This is a genomic window from Mesorhizobium japonicum MAFF 303099 (genome assembly GCF_000009625.1).
Taxonomy (GTDB): Bacteria; Pseudomonadota; Alphaproteobacteria; order Rhizobiales; family Rhizobiaceae; genus Mesorhizobium; species Mesorhizobium japonicum.
The window spans coordinates 22,777-39,925 of sequence record NC_002679.1 but is presented as its reverse complement, the minus strand read 5'-3'; the positions used below and the strand labels follow the sequence as shown (position 1 = coordinate 39,925).

The window sequence follows — 17,149 nt, the reverse complement described above, 5'->3', positions numbered from 1 at the left end:
TGACTGACGACGGCGGAGCCAGATCTTCGATAGGAGAGAACCTAGAATCTCGATCCAAGAGCTATCTGGATCTGAGTGACCAGCCGCAACGTCAATCCAGGAGAACGCGCCACCCATGACGGCGTGAGGCGCATTCTTCACCCGATTTTCTTCCGTGCCGCTGCTCATAGTCAAATTGTGCCAGCGACGCCGGCCTCCTTGTGGAACTTCAATAACCGGTCACGTATTGGCTGCGGAATTGTGACCGACGATCCGCCTTCCGCCTCGACGAATACCTCGATGGTCTCATAGACAGCGAAAAGTGTTTCACTCTTCTGATCCACCATAGAGAATTGGAGCATGACGCTCTTATTGCCAACCTTTTGAACGCAGCCAACGATTGAGAAGCAGTCGCCCTTTTTCAGCTCGGCTTTGAATTCCGTGGAAGCTCGGAGTGTCACGGAATGAACGCCGAACTCATCGATCATCTTCTGCTGGCTCAGCTGCAACTGATGCCAAAACAAGAAGGAAGCGTCATCGAAGAAGGGCGCATAGCCGCGAACATTCATGTGACCGAACTGGTCCAAATGCCATGGATGCACTACACCGGCGGTCAGGTTGGGTTGCCGAAGCAGATTTGCGTGGTGAGTGTTCAATCGGAACTCCATGCGGTTTTGGACGACCGCCAGCAATGGTGCTAGCCGAGATACGCTGCGATGACTGCCGGATCGTCTCTGACGGTTGCCGCTGGTCCTGAGAGTGCAACCCTGCCCTGCTCGACCACGAACGCGTGTTGCGCGTATTCCAACGCGAGCATCGCGTTCTGCTCCACAATTAAGACGCCGATCCCGTGTTCAAGCGAGTAGTCCCTTATCGCCAAGATGAGCTGCTCTTCGACCATGGGCGCAAGGCCAATCGATGGCTCGTCCAACAGGAGCAACTTCGGTAACGACATCAGCGCCCTGCCAAACGCTAGCATTTGCTGCTCGCCGCCACTCAACTGGCCAGCCTTCTGGTTCTGTCGGTTCGCTAGCACTGGAAATAGTTCGTATATCCGCCCCAGCGTCGTTCGCCTCGTAGCGGGGTCCGGTCGTACTGTCGCTCCAAGCAACAGATTCTCGAGCACCGAAAGACGCGGAAAAAGTTCTCGGCCCTCGGGTACCAAGGAAATGCCGCGGCGCACGATTTCATCCGGAGCAAGACTATCTATCCGCTCCCCATCCAGCCGGATCTCACCTGATACAGGTTTTATCAAGCCGCAGATGGTGTTCATTAGGCTGGTCTTGCCAGCACCATTGCTGCCCACAACAGCGGTGACGTCCCCAATTTGAGCCGAGAAGCTCAGCTCATCCAGCGCGCGCACGCCGCCATACTCGACCACGATATTTTGCGCTTCAAGCATCGCGATCCCTCTTCTGACCCAAGTAGGCCTTGATCACGTCCGGGTGCCTTCCGATTTCGGCCGGTGTACCTTCTGCAATGACTTGGCCGAAGTTCAGCACTGTAATTCGGTCGCACAAACGCATGACGGACCTCATGTCATGCTCGACCAGCAGAATGGAAACATCGTCAGCCCTGAGCTTCTCGATTCTGTTTGCAACTTCCGCTTTTTCCGTCGCGTTCAGCCCAGCCAGCGGCTCGTCCAAAAGCATGATCTTTGGCCTGGCTGCCAACGCTGTCGCGATGCTGAGGATCCGTCGCAGACCGCCAGGAAGATTGCCCGCGAGTTCGTTGGCGCGATGTGCCAACCCCATTCGTTCCAAAGCAACTAACGCGGCTTGATTGACTTCGGCCTGATCGCCCGCTGGGATCCAACGGGCCGGACTCCACGGCGATCCACTGGCGGCACGGACTCCGAGAGCGACCGCGTCTAGGAGAGTACCTGACGTGAATACCCTGGTCAGTTGGAAGGTTCGGATGAGGCCGAGCCGCGCGATTCGGTGCTGCTCCTTGCCTTCGATTCGCTGCCCCTCGAGCTCGATTTTTCCAGCGGAAAGCTTAAGACTGCCGCTGATTAGGTTCATCGTCGTCGACTTGCCCGATCCGTTGGGGCCGATAAGACCGCGGATTTGGTTCTTCGTTACCGAAAGTGTAACCCCATCAACTGCCTTGAGGCGTCCGAAGGCACGGCTGATTTCCCTTACCTCAAGCATTTGTCACCTTACGAAGCCTGAAGCCTCCGCCGGTGCGCTGGCTGAAAATGACGGCGGCGATGACGAGCATGCCCCAGATCATCGGCACGAACTCAGGCACAAACCGGAATATCTCTTCAATCAGGGTTAGAAAGAGCAAACCGAGCAGCGGCCCTGAAAATCGGGTGGTGCCACCAATCACACACGCGGCCACGATCTTGAACATCAACATGGCGTTGATGTCGGAGGGAGACATGATGCCGTTGTAAGACGCAAAAAGCCCACCAGCGATGCCAGCCCCAAACGAGCCGAGAATGAAGGCGAGTGCACGAAGCGCCCAGGCGTCTATACCGAGCGAAGACGACAGGGCCTCGTCCTCGCCGACGGCCTTGATCTTTTTGCCGGTGTCGGACGCGTCCAGAGCTGCGTAGAACAGGCCCAGCAATACGAGGATGACCGCGACAAGGCATAGAAACTGAAACGCTGATGACGGATCAGGAAGGACTCCAGGGCGGGCTATGAAAGCAATTCCCGCCGTACCGCCGGTCACTTCCTTGATTTGGATGTAGCACTGGCGCAGCGCTTCACCCGCAGCGAACGTCGATAAGAAGAAGTAGTACTGGCGGGTGCGAAGAACAGGCCAAGACAATATTGCGGCGAAGAACGCAGCAAACACCCCGCCAAGCGCCACCGCTGCGAGGACTGGAATTTCAAAAGGCGCTTTGGAGAAGATAGCTACTGAGTAGCCCCCTATGCCCATGAGGGCGACGTGGGCGAACGACCAGCCACCCATCGTGGTGATAGTCCGATAGGACAAGACCAGAATTGAGACCATGCCGAAGATGACCAAGACTGCCAGAATGTATGGGGTGCCGACGAGCCCGCCGACGACAAGTGCAAGCCCAACAACGATGATGGTTGCGATGTCCCGATGCAGAGCGCCCATCATTCTTTTTCCCCGAATAGACCGGAGGGTTTTACGCTAAGGACGAACAGCATGATGGCCGCACTCGTCAGAGCAAGAAAGCGCCCGCCGCCGAACTGCGACATAAGTGTATCAAGCACCCCAAAGATTGCCGCCGCCGCCACCGCTCCCCAGACATTGCCGATCCCGCCCACAATTATGATGATGAACGCTTTCCAGAGAGCAGGACCACCCATGTAGGGCGATATCTGGCTTATCGGTCCCATCGCTGCCCCGCAGATGCCTGCGATCCCCGATCCGATAATCAGCGTCAGATTGCCAACATTCCGCGTCTTAATGCCCTGCAGCAATGCGCCTCGAGGATTCTGAGCGACCGCGCGGATGCGACGACCTGATTCAGTTCTCATGAGGTAGATCCATAAACCTATTGAAAGGGCGGCCGCGGCTACAATGACCATTGCCCGCGAGGCTGGGAGGATTGCCCCTCCCACGCTCACGACGCCGCGCAGTGGGGGCGAGATGGAGAGGCCAACCGGACCGAATATCTGGACGACAATCGTCTGCAGAACGTACGAGAGCGCGAGCGTCGCAATGAAAATCGCAAGCGGCTTGTCAGCCAATGGAACGACCACCGTCCTGTAAAGCACGGCACCTAGCAGCCCGGTTATCCCTGCTGCCACGATTGCGCCGACGAGCCAGGCGCTTGGTCCTCCGATTTGGGGTGCAAGCGTGGCGACGCACAAATACGTCGCGTAGGCGCCGATCATGAAGAACTCGCCGTGAGCGAAGTTGATGATCCGCATCACTCCGAACACCAATGCCAGGCCCAGGGCGAAGCAAAGGTAGAACGACGTGAGCGAGAGACAATTCAGGACGATTTGCATGAGCGTCGACCACCTCTGCGGCGTAGAAGTGGTCGCATCAGCGCGACCACTTCGCTTGCTGGGGTTTCTACTTGTTGGCCGGAACCTGACCGCCCTGTGCGAGGACCGGGAGCGCCGCGTCCTTGTTCGCGTTCCACCATTTGGCAACGTCGACGACCGCATCCACTTTCACGCCACCTTTGTCGTCAGTCACGTAGACTGGTAGCGGCGTGAGCAGCCAATTGTTGGCACCATACATTTCTGCACCACCCCAGCGAGACTTGCCGAACAGAGGCTGGTCAACCGTATCGGTCGCGAACAGCGCCTGTCTGACTGCATCTCCAGTGGGAGCAGATGCCTTCTGAATGCCCGCTTCCACCGTAGTCATTGCCGCGTAGGCCACAGAGGCCAGCACTGACCATTCTTTCTGACCGTACCTTTCGACATACGACTTGTAGAAATTCGAGACGCGAGGGCTGAAGCTCGGCTCAGAGGCGTCAACCACGTATGCGCTGAAAACGCGACCCGCGAGCTGGGCGGCAGGAACACGCTCGGTAACCAAGCCCATTGTCCAACCCTCGCTACCATAGAGCCCCTTGTATCCAAGCTGCTCCATCGCTTCGATAAACAGCGCCTGCTGTCCCGGCGTGAACCCGAGTTCGACGATCAGGTCTGGGCTGGACGCAAAAATCGGCGTTGCAAGCCCGAGCATGTCGGATGTCGCTGCTGGATCATATGGCTGGGAGTAGACGATCTCGACGCGCTTCGCGTAGGGAGTGATACCTGCCTTGTAATAGGCTAGCGCAGCCTGGCCGAACGAATGATCCGCCGTCACGATGGCGACTTTCTTGATGTCGGGCCGGGTCTCAAGAAGGTGGCTGACCAACAACATATACGAGGCCGGCGAACCAGTCACCGTCCCGATCAGGAAGGGATACTTGGCATTGAGATAGCCAGCACCGTAACTTGTCGTCAGAACCTTGTTTTCCGTCGCGATCTGCGCAACGGCTTGCCGAGAAGCCGGCGTAAAGGTTTGCAGAATGAAGTTGACCTTATCGTCCAGGATTGCGCGCCGGAAGGCAGTCAGTTCATCGCCGGCCGTGTAGCAGTTATTGTCGTACGCAGTTACCTTGATCTGGTGTTTCTTACCTGTTGAGTCAGCAATGCCGCCATTTGCGTTGAATTCTTCGGCCCAGATCTGCACTCCGCGGGTGATCGGCACGCCCCATTGAGCGCATTCACCGGCCTGAGGCTGGACGACGCCGACATTAATGGTTTCTTGTGCAGTCGCGTATCCCGTGAGCCCGCAAGCGAAAACGCCAGCGACAATTACGTTTGTCATCAAGTTCATTTTATTCTCCCTAGTTTTGGATTCCCCAAGATGAGCTATCTGAGTATTTCGGTGTTGCCGCACACCCCCAGCGATTGCCCGGAGATCGATCGACCGGCGTCAGACGAGACGAAGATCGCTAGGTCAGCGATTTCCTCTGGCTCGATCATTCGTCCCAAAGACATCGTTGCCACTTCTTCAGCCTCGATTTCCGCGAGTGGCCGTCCGGTCAACTTGGCTCTGGCCGCCATTACGCGCTCCATCCGTGGCCCGCGGACAGACCCTGGAAGAATGGCGTTGACCCGTATTCCGAACTTGCCGACTTCCATCGCCAGGGATTGCGTCAATCCGATCACGGCCCATTTTGCCGCTGCGTATGGCGTGCGCATCGGCATGCCGAGACGACCAGCTGCCGAAGACATGTTCAGTATGACCCCTGAACGCTGAGCCTTCATCCCAGCCATAACGCCTCGAATGAACAGGTACTGGGCCGTAAGATTTACATCGAGGGTCCTGCCCCATTCTTCTGGAGAGATATCCTCGATAGCAGCCGTCGGTCCCGCGATTCCAGCGTTGTTGAAAAGGATGTCAGTACCCCCGCCGAGGCCTTTCAACATCGTCTCGATTGCTTCTGGAACCTTCGTCGGATCGGCCACATCGCATACAACCGCGGTCGAGTCAGGGTTTTCGGCGGCGAAGGAGTTGACGGCATCTTCGTCGACGTCGCAGACGGCGACCTTGGCGCCGGCTGCAATCATTTTCTTGGTAACTACGCGACCGATTCCACTCGCGCCGGCTGTTATGATCGCGCGCTTGTCTTTAAGGGCAGTCATGCGGCTGCACCTAGGCCGAGGCGATCACGCGTTGCGGATGAGGACATAATCCGCACGCCCATCCGCTCCACGATCTCACGCGCCCGCTTCACCAGCGAAACATTGGTCGCTGGTACGCCGCGGTCGAGCCAGATATTGTCTTCGAGACCAACCCGTACATTACCGCCGAGAAGAACTGCCTGCGCTACCATCGGCATTTGCATCCGACCGACGCCGAACGCCGACCAGACGACGTCCGACCCTCGAACCGCGTCCGCCATCGCTTTCATCGCTGTGGTGGTGGGAGGAGCTCCGTAGTTCACCCCAAGGCAGAACTGAATCATTGCCGGACCGGCAAATGCGCCTTCCCCGATCAGTTTCATCACAAAGTCTAGATGGCCAAGGTCAAAGACCTCAAGTTCAGGCTTCACGCCGAGCCCGCGAATGGTCTGCGCACCTTCGCGGATTTGTTCCGGCGTGGAGATGTAGACGAGGTTTCCCTCGCCTACATTGTAGGAACCGCAATCAAGCGTGCAGATATCTGGCCGCAACGCTTCGACATGAAGGAGGCGCGTCTTCTGGTTGACCAGATCGGTGCCAGGTTGCGGCTGGGTCGGGTCATTGGAGCCGAGGACCAAATCGCCTCCCATACCTGCGGTCATGTTCATGATGATATCGTTGTTTCTGTCGCGAACGCGCTCGAGTACTTCCGCGTACAGCTTCACATCGCGAGATCCCTCGGTCGTTTCCGGATCGCGAACATGGACGTGGGCGATAGCGGCGCCAGCCTCAGCAACGGCAAGCACGTCTTCGGCGATCTGCGCAGGAGTGACCGGAACGTTCGAGTTCTTTCGCGGCCCCGGCCCAGCGCCGGTTACGGCGCAAGTGATAAATATCTCGTTGTTCATGCCAGGTTTCTCAACTTTGAGGTTTGATCGTGAAGGAGTTCGAACGTGTTGGGATCCAGCGCGACCCCATAATCGCGACGGGCAGCTTGGAGCGAGACATAGCCGTCGATCACGTCCTGCCGAACTCTCTCTGGGTCCCGGGATTGAGCCACGCCCCAGCCACCACCTCCGGTCGACAGAAACTCGAAGGCCTCACCGGGTCCAAATTTGTGCGAGGACAGAAGCGGGCTGCGCCACGTTCCGTCGGGACGAGGTCCGCCGATAATCTCCCGGCGACCGTCTTGGTATTCTTGAACGAGAAGCTGGACGGGGCTTATACCGCCGCCGTTGACGCCCGGGCTACCCTCAATGGTACGGGATGTTTCGATCGAGAGTTCGCCACCGTTCAGGAACCGGAACTTGAACCTTGCGCCCAACCCTCCGCGGTTCTCTCCCGGACCGCCAGAATCCTGGCGCAAGTCGAATGCCTCGACTCTCACCGGGTAGAGGAGCTCGGCTGCCTCCGCCGGCATATTTGTGCAGTTGCCCAGAGGATCCAGCGTGACGTTTAGCCCGTCGTTGTATGGCGTGCCGCCCCAGCCGCCGGCAGGGATGTCTGAGAACACATCGATACGGTTTCCTGGGCCACGGACAGCGGCGACGAACCAATTTGCGTCTGCGCAGGTTGGAGCGATCGCCAGACTCGGGATTGCTTTGGCGACAGCTTGCCAGATGGCGCTCTGCACTTTGCCCGATGTGACGGTCGTGCAACCGACTACCGGAGCAGGCCAACGAGCATTCAGCCAACAATCGTCCGGCAGGCTCAACGAAATCGGAGCGAACATCCCAGCATTGGGCGGAGCATCGGGCGCGAGGAAGAACTGTAAAGCGGTGTACACCGCTGCAGTTGTGTTCGCGAATGGTGAGTTGATCGCGCCCGCGACCTGTGGGTCGCTGCCGGCGAAATCGACATGTAGGTTGGACCCTGAAACCGTGAGCTTGACGCGAACCCAAACCTTCTGGTCGGTGATGCCATCGGAATCGGCGTAATCGGCTCCTTCGTACACGCCGTCCGGAATTTTTTCGATCTCCGCCCGGACGATGCGCTCGGTGTAACCGATCATGTCACCCATTCCTTGGATAAGAGTTGCCCGACCGTACTTACGAGCTGTCGCGCGGAGCTCGTCCTCAGCGGCAAGTAGCGCGCCCATGTGAGCCTGAAGGTCGCCTTTGACGTAATGAGGCGTTCGCGTGTTCCGAAGGAGGATTTCGAGCAGATCCTGATCGACTTTGTAGTCGCGATACAATTTCAAAGGAGGCAGTCGAAGACCTTCGCCTGCGACATGCGTACCAAAGCCCTGCCCGCCCGGGCCACCTCCGCCAAGATCCATCCAGTGGCCACGACTTACCGCGAAGCCGATCAGCTCATTTTCGTAGAAGACAGGCATCGTCAGCGTCACGTCGTTGATGTGCGTACCGCCGTCGTACGGGTCGTTGAGGATCACCACGTCCCCAGGACGCAAAGTCTCGATGCCGAACTTCCTGGCCACCGCCTGGACGCTGAAATGCATCGCGGCGAGGTGCACCGGGCAGTTGGCCGTCTGTCCAACCAAGCGCAACGTCGGATCGTAGATAGCGTTGGAGAAGTCCAGGTTCTCAGACAGGATCGGCGAGAAGGAGGACTTTTGGAGGATAACCGTCATCCGGCGGCAGACGTGTTCAAACGTGTTACGCAGAACTTCAAACGTGATAGGATCGATTGGATTAGCCATCATGCCCTCTCCAGAATGCAGTTTCGAGCTGAGTCAAACCGAGCGGCCCAACCCGGAGGAATGACAATGCTGGTATGCGGATCCTCAATGAGAGCGGGACCGCTCACGAACTGAGCACCTGCGACATCATGGACGAGAGCTTCGGTCCAATCGCCAAACCACACCTTGCGACCTTTCTGCTGTGAAGGAGCAAGTTGCGAATTCTGCTCGGATTCCAGGGGGCCGGCGGGCGAAGGCGCTTCGGCAGTTACTGCCAAGGCCACAATCTCTACCGGAAAATCGTCAGATCTCACGCCGAATTCGCGCATGTGCGCTTCGTGAAATGCCGAGGCCAGCTGTTGAACATCGCGATCGTCTATTGCGCCGCGATCTTGAACAACGTCGACCTCGAATGTCTGCCCCGCGTACCGCATCCGCATCACGAAACTGACCCTTAAATCCTCGGCCTTCGCGCCCTGGGCGACCAGCGCATCGACGGCGGCTTCGCCAAGCGACTGCAGTTTCACACCAACCCGATCGAGTTCCTCTGCCGTCAGCGGCGCGTAGTGAAACACCTCTTCGTCGTGTTTGATCGCGAGACGCAGAGCCCCGTATGCGGATGCTACGCCGGAATACCGTGGAACAATGACAGTGGGCGTGCCGAGCGCTTCCGCAACTGCGCAAGCGTGCAAGGGGCCAGCCCCACCAAAGCTGGCAAAGCAATAGTCACGCGGATCGCGACCACGCGACGCCAACACGAGCTTCACGGCCTGCGCCATCGCTTCTGTCGCGATCCGGATCATACCCTCAGCACACTGCTCGATAGTAAGATTGAGCTTGGTTGCGATCGTTTCAATCGCGTCGCGGGCAGCTTGAACGTCCAGCTTGAACTTTCCTGAGAGATCTGGACTGATCCGGCCAAGGACTAGGTTGGCGTCGGTAATCGCAGGTCTCGTACCTCCGCGTCCATAGCAAGCTGGACCTGGCACAGAACCTGCCGACATGGGGCCGACCCTGAGCGAACCGCCACTATCAACCCATCCGACAGAACCGCCACCGGCACCAATCGATCGAATGTCCAGCATTGGAACCGCGACGGGCATATCGAATTCGATCTCGTACTCCCGAGTGATGAGGCCCTGGCCGTCCTCGATGATGGACGCGTCGAAACTGGTTCCGCCCATGTCGGTGTGAATAATGTTCGGGAAACCAGCCGTGCGCGCTATCTCGGTGGCGTACCCGACACCACCAGCAGGACCGGATTCCACAAGCTCCTCAACGCGCAGCCGGGCTTGGTCGACACCCATCATCCCGCCGTTGCTCTTGAGGATCATGAGGTTGCCGGAGAACCCACCCTCAAGTAGGCGAGCCTGTAGCCGCTCGAAGTAATCGGCCATTACTGGTAGAATGGTTGCGCGGATTGAAGCTAGCGTGAAACGCGTGTGCTCCCGGAAGACGGGCTTTACGTCAGCAGAAGTCGTCACACGAATATTCGGGAGCGCCTCCGATAGGATCTTCGCAACCTTCCGCTCATTTGCCGGATTGGCGTACGAATTGATGAGACAGACGGCTACCGAACCAATGCCTGCTTCAGAGATCGAGGCGATGATCGGCTTGAGCTGTGCGGCGTCGATGTCCTCTTCGACCTCGCCCTTTGCATTGGTTCGTTCGGCTATCGCGTATCGATAGCGCCTTCTGATCAGTGGAGCCGGCTTCGTTTGATACGGCCGATAAAGGTGCTCGCGATGCATCCGGCCGATTTCCAGGACGTCCCGGAAACCTTCGGTCGTAATCATCGCGGCATCAGGGAAGCTACGCTCGATAAGTGCGTTTGTTGCAGTCGTGGTTCCGTGAACGAGTAGAGAAATCTCGTTTGGCTTAAGCTCAGCATTGGCGATCGCGTTGAGCACGCCCTTAGACCGCTCTTCGGGCGTTGTCAGAACCTTGCCGGTTCGCTCCTCTCCCGTAAAAGTGTTAACCGCGAACAGATCGGTAAAGGTGCCTCCGACATCAACTCCAACCTTCCACATTGACGTTCCCCTTTGATCGTTGATCAAGGATTTGCCGTCAAAATATGGCGCCTGTCAATCCCAATTTTCGCGATTGTCCGCTAGCGTCAAGAAAACTCTCTTTGATCGTTGATCAAGCAATGCGTTCGCGATATGTGTGACTGGCCTTGTCTTCTCCTGGAGTCACAATGCCTGCCACCACTTTACCATCGCTGAAGCCGCGCCAGACCAATTCGGACCTCGAGCACGTCTACGAGGAGCTGAAGCGGTCGATAATGATGGCGGAGTTTTCACCGGGCCAGAAGCTAAAATTGGAGGAACTTGCGAACGCTTTTGGGACGAGCCACATGCCGGTTCGTGAAGCGCTCAACCGCCTTGTAATGGCACGCGCGCTCGAGTCAGCGCCGCGCCGTTCAATGTTCATCCCGGACGCCAGTGTCGAGCGACTTCGGAACCTTTTGACGTTGCGCACGGATCTTGAGGGCAAGGCCGTTGGGATGACAGTCGCACAGAGACTTCCGAACCTCGCGGACATTTTGGCGCAAATCAACGCCAGAATGGATGTGGAAGCAGCCCGCGGCGCTCTGGGGACAAGGACCTATCTTCAGCTCAATCACCGATTCCATTTTGCCCTTTACGAGCGTTGCGGCAACCCGGAGCTCGTAAACCTCATTGAACTTTTGTGGATGCGCTACGGTCCGCTGCTCAGCCTGCTAAAGACCACACCAATATCTTTCTCAGGGCATCGGCACCATGCTGAGATAATTGATGCGGTTCGGGAGGGTGACAAAGACTCCGCCATCAAGAGCCTGGTCGCGGACTTGGAGGAAGCCGGCAACGCAATCGCCAGTGCGGACGCATTCAGGCCATCCACATAGCGGGTGGCCTACGGCATTTCTACGCCGAATGACGACTGGCATAGTCAGTGTGCCGTCCAGAATTATCTGTCTCTGTCCGGAATTATGCCGGGCTTAGAAGATCGTGTGCGTTATTGGCGCGCTGGTCAAACCGTGTCGAGTCGCGGCGTGGCCGACGTGTCTGATGCCAGGCGGCGTCGCACACTGGTCCCGATTGTCGCTCGATATTGACAGTGAAAGCGCAGAGTTGAACCTTGGTCGATAGGGCTGCTCCGGTTTACCAATCTTGTCGTCTTGGGTTGACCAATCCGTTGTCGACCGTGAGCGGGTTGACCAACAAGGGCGGCTATATTCTACGCAAATCCAATCACTTAAGGTTCTGCCTCACTTTGTGTGGTGGGATTATCCTGTGAGATCAAAACTCATGAAGGATGATCATGCATTCGAAAAAGCACTGGGCTCCGGGCAGCGGCGTGAAGGTCTTGCGCGTTGTGCGAATGGGCAAGGACGGTTGGAAGGTATATGCCTCGATACCGGAAAAAGGGATCTGTCCGGGTTGTGGGATACGATCACGCCGGCGCCACGGTTGGCGCCTTAGACGCCTTCAGGACTACCCGGCGCACGGGGAAACAGTAACCGTCGAACTCCGCATCGGCCGTTGGCGATGCACATTTCAGGACTGTAGCCGCAGCACCTTTTCCGATGAGGTTTCTGTTGCAGCTCCTCATGCCCGTCGGACAGCGCGGACGGCGCAGATTGCCAGCCACTTGGGCCATGCCACTGGAGGAAGGCCTGCCGAGCGTCTGATGCGGCGTCTCGGAATGCCGGTCAGCGACGACACGATTTTGCGCCACCTCAAACACAACGCTGCAGGCGCCGCTCCGCCAGCCAGGATCATTGGACTTGATGATTGGAGCTGGCGGAAGACATGGCGCTACGGCACCATTGTCGTCGATCTCGAGCGACGTTCTGTCGTTGACATCCTGGAAGACCGGAGCGTCGAGAGTGCCGCGCACTGGCTGAGAAGGAACCCTTCCGTCGAGGTGGTAAGCCGCGACCGTTGCGGCCTTTATGCACAGGCGGTTCGGGAAGGGGCTCCGCAGGCAATACAAATCGCTGACCGGTTTCACCTTGTTCAAAATCTTCGTCTGGCGGTCGAAGAGCAGATGAGCCTATCCGGACGATCGACCGGAAGGTCTATTCTGTCCGAGGAAGACAACGTCGATGCCGCGCTCCATCGGCGTCGCGCGCGCCTGGCACACAGGCAATCCCGAGATGAGGTGTTCGCAACGATCCACTCATTGCACAGTGAAGGGCTATCTTATTGCGAGATCGAGCGACGGACCGGCTACAAGCGGCGGACCGTGGCAAAGTGGCTCAAATTCGAGACGCCGCCGGACAGGCGTCGAGCGGCATTGAATCCGAGAGCGCCCTGGTACTTCGAGAAATTCTTGGCCCAGTGCTGGAAAGACGGGAATCGCTGCGGCCGGCATCTGTTTCATGACGTCAAGGAGCGTGGATATACCGGCAGCTTTTCTAACCTGGAGCGCCTACTTGGCCCTGTCGGCCCGAAGCTGCGATTTTGGCCAAGTGAAGAACAAAAAACGAACGTCCCTACCAGCTTCGCCCCTCTCCGCCGATCTCATGGATGTCAGCCTCGATTGAGCAACGGTGGCTCTCGGCGATATTGAACATTTCGGAATAAAGATGCTGGATTTCACTATCGAGATCAGAACCTTCCGGATCGCGGTCGTAGACAACCGTCAGCCTGTAGTCGCAATTGCCGGTTTTCACCATGGCGTATTCGCGCTCCAGCATTTCCTCGATCCGTTCGCGAGCGGGCTTCCTGCCGCGACCGTGTTTGTTGAAGTTCTCGATGATCAGGTGCAAGGAGATACTGGCGGCAGGCGGCTTTTCGGGGAGTGAGGCTGTCCTTTGCGGAACAATGTCGAGGGCCCGGTAAACGGTCATTCTTGAGACCTTCAGATCACGCGCGACGCTGGCCTTGCTGGCGCCGGCGGCAACACGGCGTCGAATCTCGTCATCATCGACGTTTTTCTTTCGGCCTTTGTAGACGCCGTCGGCTCGTGCCGCTGCGATCCCGGCGCGCTGGCGATCCTTGATGAACTTCAGTTCCATGTCGGCGACCATGCCGAGGATGGTGATCACCATCCTTCCCATGCTTCCGGCCGTTGTGACCTCCGGCTCAAGCACCCGCAGCGAGGCTCCTCTTTCTTCGAGTTCATGCACCAGGTTCAGAACATCGCGTGTGGAGCGGCCGAGCCGATCGAGACGCAAGACGACAAGCTCGTCGCCGTCGCGCAAGAACTGCATGATCGTCTCAAGCTCAGTGCGCCCGGTTCGTGATGCGCCCGATCCCGTTTCCGAACGAACGATCTCACAGCCAGCGGCCTTCAACCTGGCGACTTGGATATCGAGATCCTGGTCCGTTGTGCTGACGCGGGCATATCCGACGCGGGTCATACGGGCGAATCCGTCACATTAGGGTGGCTTCTTCCTTGTATCGTCACATTGCTGACGAATCCACCCTTTTGTGACATGCAGCATACGTCACTTTCGATCGTCACGCTGAGGTGCACCCAAATGTGATGGGTGGGATTGCCTCGGTCATGCCGCTAGCCGGCCAAAATCAATCCGACTATTCAGGTCGAGGTCAAATCGACCGTAAGGATTGACGTGACTGTAGATCAGCGGCGTGAGGCCGCGATAATCTTCCGGCGTCATCCGGCCCGCCCATTTCGGCTCCACCAGAACAGTCTGAAGCATACGGGTGTTCACATAGACAAGCGACGCCTGCAGCAAATGCAGCGCGAGGGCGGAGATCTCCTGCTCGTCGAGCCGGTTGGTGGCAATCTCGCCACCCTTGCCGAAGAACACGAAACCGTTGGCACTGTTCCAGTTCTCAACGACATTCAGCCCCTCGTGGATTTCCCGGCGGAACGTCTCCTGCCGAAGATAGCGGCACAGGAATATGGTCTTGACCGCTCGGCCGAGCTCGCTCAGCGCCTTGTAGGTCGGGTGCATTACTTCGGCACGGGCAAAGCGGCGCAGGATCGCCTCCGGGTCCGCCGTTCTCGTCTGCATCGCGGCGGTGTATTTGACCATCTCGTCATACTGCTGCTCGATCTCATCCCAACTGATCGCTCCGGAAAGAATCGGCAGGAGGTTCGGCAATCGCGCACGTATCGTCGCTTCTGGGACCGCCAGCTTCTGGCGGGCAATTGCTTTCAGGCGCGGCGCGAGCTCGAACCCGAGAAGGCGGCAAAACGCGAAGCCGACGGCGCTCTGACCATGGCTGTCGACATACTGGCGCTGGATTTCCATATCGGTATAATGGCGGAGAACGCCTTCGATCATGGAAGCGACTTCCGAAGACGAGCACCGCTTGAGCTGGGAATAGACACAGGTCGCGCGTTTCTCGACGTGCCAGTAGATCATGACGCCGCGCCCACCATAGCGGGCATGCCATTCCGTCATGAGATTGCGGTCCCACGCGCCGAACTTCGTGGAATCGGATGCACAGGCCGTGCCTGCATCACCCCAAACGGCTGCGTTGCGGATCGCCAGCGTCGCGTTCGCGACCCGTGCGCAGGCCTCTCTCAGAGCCGGTACATGGATGAAACGACGATGAACATGCAGCAATTCCTCGTAGCTCACATCTGGCGTCGCTCCCGCGACCCGCTTGAGCCCGGCATTCGTGCCGAGAGCATAGAGGCACAACAGAAGCCGTCGATCCAGCATCCCCCTCGACAGGGAAACTCTCGACGCTGATGTTTCGAAGGCCTCCAACAGACCGGTGTCGAGTGCAGTCTCCTTCAGCACGTCGAGCAGCCCGGTCATCGGCCAGCGCCCGCCGATCTCGCCTTTGATCGCATCGAGCCCCTTGGGTTCTGGCGAAGGTTTGAATGGCGTGATCGAGATACGGTTTTCGCCGCGCCACAGCAGTCGGACCTTGTCATTTTGTGGAATCGTTTCGTTCAGAAGCAACAGCTCCCGCTCAAGCTCCGCACGAACGGCTGAGGTAAATTCCCTCGCGTCCGGCGTCAGGTCGAGGCCGGAATAGTAGGCATCGCGCCGGATACCGAAGTCCTTGGGCAGATCGTCATCCGGGTTTCGGTAACGGTCCGCGCCAACGACCCAGATCTCCTTGGAGCGAATGCGATCGCGCAACTGGGTGAGGACACAAAGCTCGTAGCTGATCCGGTTTACTCGGCCATCGTCATCGATGACGGAACTGCGCCACCTGGCGGGAACAACCTCATCGATCGGAATGTCCTTCGCCGGTACGAACCGGCAACCGTCATCTATCTTGCTCCGAATCCAGTCGAGCGCTGCAAGCACCGGACGCCACACCGTGTTATTCGACCGGAATTCCAGAACCGAGAGCAAGTCAGGCAACATGCGCCGGTAATGATTGGCCCAGGATGACCGCATCACCTTATATATACGCCGATCGAGCGCCCCTTTCGCCTGGCTCTCCTTGACGATCGCCGCCAGCTTGTCCTTGCCGACAATAGGGAAAATCACATCGCAGACGCGCCCGGACGGCTCCTCGATCGAAGCGCTGGCGATCTCGACCAGCAGCCGTTCCTTTCCATAGACCCGCTCAATATCCTTTGCGATATCACCCACGACCTTGCGTTTCGAGCGTGTGCCGATTTTGTGGACCGTCTCGATCAGAAGATCGACCATCGCATCCGTCAGCTGCGCCTCGCGGGAAAAAAGATAAACCGCATACAGTCCGATCTGCCGCGCAGGTGCATGCCGGCGCATCTCCGAGGCCTTTTCGCCGCCGACCCGACGAACAACCTGTTCTACCCAAGCCTTTCCGGCCACCGAGAGAAGGTCCCGCGGCAGATTGAGTTTCTGGATGAAGGCGAGCTTCGCCGTCATGCTGAGGATGTTGTCTAGCGACGCCTGGCCAGCGTCGCCTTTCATCGTATTGAACCCGGTCTGACCATCCGGCTCGGCAATTGAAGCCTCCAGCAAAGCGACCGTGCTTGCTGAAAGCCGGTCGTGCACTCCGCTCAGCCAGCTATCCAGATAGTGCTGCCGTTGCGAGCGTACCAGACGCTCCAGTTCCTTGCGTGAAGGTCCGTAAATATGCCTGTCCAGGCACCACAGGAAAACATGCTCAAGCATGGCGCCAATCGACTGCCCGGTTGGGCACAGTTCACCAGCGATCCACGATGTCAGTTGCTCTCGATCTTCCCGCTTCAGACGCCGAAAGCCGAGATGCCGCAGAATCTCCGCGCAATGTCGGCGGGCGGTCCGACCGGAGAAATCATAGTGGTTTACAGCTTCCGCTTGGAGGTCGAGCTGCTCGGCCAGATACAAAACGCCATCAGGGGGAATCGCCGCGTGATCCTGCACAAAGAAGCCGTGCGAGGCGAAGAACCTAAGCTGAACCGCAAACCCCAGCCGCGCCAGCTCCGGAATGCCGTTCACAAAAGCAATGTCGGAAGAGTTCAGGCTCCAGCGCTCGACCCGATCCCCACTCGAAAGACCAAAACTCATAGTTCCACTCCGTTTGCCGGAGCGGACCGTCATTCCTCGCCAGGTCAGCCGTCAACTACCACCGCG

The 17,149-nt window shown here is 58.0% G+C and carries 14 protein-coding genes and 1 pseudogene; 3 read left to right on the top strand and 12 right to left on the bottom strand.

The features are described from left to right. Positions 1-170: 170 nt before the first annotated feature. Positions 171-548, bottom strand: a complete 378-nt coding sequence (locus MAFF_RS36770; RefSeq protein ID WP_010915899.1) for an acyl-CoA thioesterase — start codon at positions 546-548, stop codon at positions 171-173. Between MAFF_RS36770 and MAFF_RS41030 the strand changes: the two genes are divergently transcribed. Next, a complete protein-coding gene (locus MAFF_RS41030) occupies positions 444-680 on the top strand; it encodes a hypothetical protein (RefSeq protein WP_244420882.1) in 237 nt (78 codons plus the stop codon). The genes MAFF_RS36770 and MAFF_RS41030 overlap by 105 nt on opposite strands. Here the strand turns inward: MAFF_RS41030 and MAFF_RS35050 are convergent. The 9 genes from MAFF_RS35050 to MAFF_RS35010 all read right to left on the bottom strand — a co-directional run bounded on the left by MAFF_RS35050 (position 677) and on the right by MAFF_RS35010 (position 10,709). After that, entirely contained in the window at positions 677-1,381 is a 705-nt protein-coding gene (locus MAFF_RS35050) for an ABC transporter ATP-binding protein (RefSeq protein WP_010915900.1), read from the bottom strand. The two genes, MAFF_RS41030 and MAFF_RS35050, sit on opposite strands and share 4 nt — an antisense overlap. Further along, complete coding sequence (locus MAFF_RS35045; RefSeq protein WP_010915901.1) at positions 1,374-2,132, bottom strand: ABC transporter ATP-binding protein; 759 nt, start codon at positions 2,130-2,132, stop codon at positions 1,374-1,376. Before MAFF_RS35045 ends, MAFF_RS35050 begins: the two co-directional genes overlap by 8 nt. Continuing rightward, a complete protein-coding gene (locus tag MAFF_RS35040) occupies positions 2,125-3,060 on the bottom strand; it encodes a branched-chain amino acid ABC transporter permease (RefSeq protein WP_010915902.1) in 936 nt (311 codons plus the stop codon). The genes MAFF_RS35045 and MAFF_RS35040 overlap by 8 nt, the downstream gene beginning before the upstream one ends. Beyond that, positions 3,057-3,920, bottom strand: a complete 864-nt coding sequence (locus tag MAFF_RS35035; RefSeq protein ID WP_048894848.1) for a branched-chain amino acid ABC transporter permease — start codon at positions 3,918-3,920, stop codon at positions 3,057-3,059. The genes MAFF_RS35040 and MAFF_RS35035 overlap by 4 nt, the downstream gene beginning before the upstream one ends. 67 nt (positions 3,921-3,987) lie before the next feature. Then, positions 3,988-5,250: an ABC transporter substrate-binding protein gene (locus MAFF_RS35030; RefSeq protein ID WP_010915904.1), complete on the bottom strand. Its 1,263-nt coding sequence runs from the start codon at positions 5,248-5,250 to the stop codon at positions 3,988-3,990. A gap of 35 nt (positions 5,251-5,285) precedes the next feature. After that, positions 5,286-6,062: an SDR family oxidoreductase gene (locus MAFF_RS35025; protein WP_010915905.1), complete on the bottom strand. Its 777-nt coding sequence runs from the start codon at positions 6,060-6,062 to the stop codon at positions 5,286-5,288. Next, complete coding sequence (locus tag MAFF_RS35020) at positions 6,059-6,949, bottom strand: 3-keto-5-aminohexanoate cleavage protein (protein WP_010915906.1); 891 nt, start codon at positions 6,947-6,949, stop codon at positions 6,059-6,061. Before MAFF_RS35020 ends, MAFF_RS35025 begins: the two co-directional genes overlap by 4 nt. Then, positions 6,946-8,703 carry a hydantoinase B/oxoprolinase family protein gene (locus tag MAFF_RS35015; RefSeq protein WP_010915907.1) on the bottom strand — a complete coding sequence of 586 codons (1,758 nt, stop codon included), beginning with the start codon at positions 8,701-8,703 and terminating at the stop codon, positions 6,946-6,948. The genes MAFF_RS35020 and MAFF_RS35015 overlap by 4 nt, the downstream gene beginning before the upstream one ends. Beyond that, positions 8,700-10,709, bottom strand: coding sequence for a hydantoinase/oxoprolinase family protein (locus MAFF_RS35010; RefSeq protein ID WP_010915908.1), 2,010 nt, complete (start codon positions 10,707-10,709; stop codon positions 8,700-8,702). The genes MAFF_RS35015 and MAFF_RS35010 overlap by 4 nt, the downstream gene beginning before the upstream one ends. Positions 10,710-10,876: 167 nt before the next feature. Between MAFF_RS35010 and MAFF_RS35005 the strand changes: the two genes are divergently transcribed. Next, entirely contained in the window at positions 10,877-11,566 is a 690-nt protein-coding gene (locus MAFF_RS35005; RefSeq protein ID WP_010916042.1) for a GntR family transcriptional regulator, read from the top strand. A gap of 416 nt (positions 11,567-11,982) precedes the next feature. Then, a pseudogene (locus MAFF_RS38660) lies at positions 11,983-13,104 on the top strand (ISL3 family transposase); the annotation flags it as partial. A 55-nt stretch (positions 13,105-13,159) separates the two neighbouring features. On the opposite strand, the gene MAFF_RS35000 reads toward MAFF_RS38660, so the two are convergent. Together MAFF_RS35000 and MAFF_RS34995 are read right to left on the bottom strand one after the other, a co-directional pair. Beyond that, on the bottom strand, positions 13,160-14,029 hold the full coding sequence (locus MAFF_RS35000) for a recombinase family protein (RefSeq protein ID WP_010915909.1): 870 nt from the start codon (positions 14,027-14,029) through the stop codon (positions 13,160-13,162). Between the two features lie 144 nt (positions 14,030-14,173). Next, positions 14,174-17,083, bottom strand: a complete 2,910-nt coding sequence (locus MAFF_RS34995; protein WP_044552083.1) for a Tn3 family transposase — start codon at positions 17,081-17,083, stop codon at positions 14,174-14,176. Between the last annotated feature and the right edge of the window lie 66 nt (positions 17,084-17,149).

Bases quoted from the DNA above. Each gene is read 5' to 3' on its own strand.
- MAFF_RS41030 (WP_244420882.1), top strand. From the start codon at position 444: ATGAACGCCGAACTCATCGATCATCTTCTGCTGGCTCAGCTGCAACTG.
- MAFF_RS36770 (WP_010915899.1), bottom strand. From the start codon at position 548: ATGAATGTTCGCGGCTATGCGCCCTTCTTCGATGACGCTTCCTTCTTG.
- MAFF_RS35050 (WP_010915900.1), bottom strand. From the start codon at position 1,381: ATGCTTGAAGCGCAAAATATCGTGGTCGAGTATGGCGGCGTGCGCGCG.
- MAFF_RS35045 (WP_010915901.1), bottom strand. From the start codon at position 2,132: ATGCTTGAGGTAAGGGAAATCAGCCGTGCCTTCGGACGCCTCAAGGCA.
- MAFF_RS35040 (WP_010915902.1), bottom strand. From the start codon at position 3,060: ATGATGGGCGCTCTGCATCGGGACATCGCAACCATCATCGTTGTTGGG.
- MAFF_RS35035 (WP_048894848.1), bottom strand. From the start codon at position 3,920: ATGCAAATCGTCCTGAATTGTCTCTCGCTCACGTCGTTCTACCTTTGC.
- MAFF_RS35030 (WP_010915904.1), bottom strand. From the start codon at position 5,250: ATGAACTTGATGACAAACGTAATTGTCGCTGGCGTTTTCGCTTGCGGG.
- MAFF_RS35025 (WP_010915905.1), bottom strand. From the start codon at position 6,062: ATGACTGCCCTTAAAGACAAGCGCGCGATCATAACAGCCGGCGCGAGT.
- MAFF_RS35020 (WP_010915906.1), bottom strand. From the start codon at position 6,949: ATGAACAACGAGATATTTATCACTTGCGCCGTAACCGGCGCTGGGCCG.
- MAFF_RS35015 (WP_010915907.1), bottom strand. From the start codon at position 8,703: ATGATGGCTAATCCAATCGATCCTATCACGTTTGAAGTTCTGCGTAAC.
- MAFF_RS35010 (WP_010915908.1), bottom strand. From the start codon at position 10,709: ATGTGGAAGGTTGGAGTTGATGTCGGAGGCACCTTTACCGATCTGTTC.
- MAFF_RS35005 (WP_010916042.1), top strand. From the start codon at position 10,877: ATGCCTGCCACCACTTTACCATCGCTGAAGCCGCGCCAGACCAATTCG.
- MAFF_RS35000 (WP_010915909.1), bottom strand. From the start codon at position 14,029: ATGACCCGCGTCGGATATGCCCGCGTCAGCACAACGGACCAGGATCTC.
- MAFF_RS34995 (WP_044552083.1), bottom strand. From the start codon at position 17,083: ATGAGTTTTGGTCTTTCGAGTGGGGATCGGGTCGAGCGCTGGAGCCTG.